This is a genomic window from Zafaria cholistanensis (genome assembly GCF_008580665.1).
In the GTDB taxonomy this organism is placed as follows: domain Bacteria; phylum Actinomycetota; class Actinomycetes; order Actinomycetales; family Micrococcaceae; genus Zafaria; species Zafaria cholistanensis.
The window spans coordinates 1-850 of sequence record NZ_BKDJ01000046.1; the positions used below are offsets into that span (position 1 = coordinate 1).

Annotated in this window: 1 protein-coding gene; it reads left to right on the top strand. The window is 70.8% G+C overall.

The window, feature by feature from the left end:
• Positions 1–850 (top strand): transaldolase (gene tal / locus NCCP_RS14845; protein ID WP_149958058.1); only part of this gene is annotated, 850 nt, incomplete at both ends.

Below are 850 nucleotides of genomic sequence, written 5' to 3' on the forward strand. Positions count from 1 at the left end.
AGCTGGCCGCGGCCGGCGCCGACGTCGAGCACGCCGTTTTCGAGATCACCACCGAGGACGTCGCGGCCGCCTGCGACCTGTTCGCCCCGGTCGCGGCCGCCACCGGCGGCGTCGACGGGCGCGTCTCCCTCGAGGTGGACCCCCGCCTGGCCCGGGACACCGAAGGCACGGTGGCCGAGGCCGTCAGGCTCCACGCCCGCGTGGACCGGGACAACGTCCTGATCAAGATCCCGGCCACCGTCGAGGGCCTGGAGGCCATCACGGCGACCCTGGCCGCCGGCATCAGCGTCAACGTGACCCTGATCTTCTCCCTGGAACGCTACCGCGCGGTCATCAACGCCTTCCTGCTCGGCCTGGAACAGGCCCGCGAAAACGGCCACGACCTGTCCAGGATCCACTCGGTCGCCTCCTTCTTCGTCTCCCGCGTCGACACCGAAATCGACCGGCGCCTGGACGCGGCCGCCACCGCCGAAGCGGCAGCCCTCAAGGGCCAGGCCGGGCTCGCCAACGCCCGCCTGGCCTACCAGGTGTACGAGGAACTGTTCTCCTCCGAGCGCTGGAAGCTGCTGGCCGCAGCCGGAGCCCGCCCGCAGCGCCCGCTCTGGGCCTCCACCGGGGTGAAGGACCCCGCCTACCCGGACACCCTCTACGTCACCGGCCTGGTCGCCCCGCACGTGGTCAACACCATGCCGGAAAAGACGCTCGAGGCCACCGCGGACCACGGACAGGTCACCGGCAACACCATCGCCGGAACCTACCAAGCCTCCCAGGCCGTCCTCGATGCCCTCGCCGCCCAGGGCATCGACTACAACGAAGTCGTCGCCCTGCTGGAAGAAGAAGGCCTGGCCAA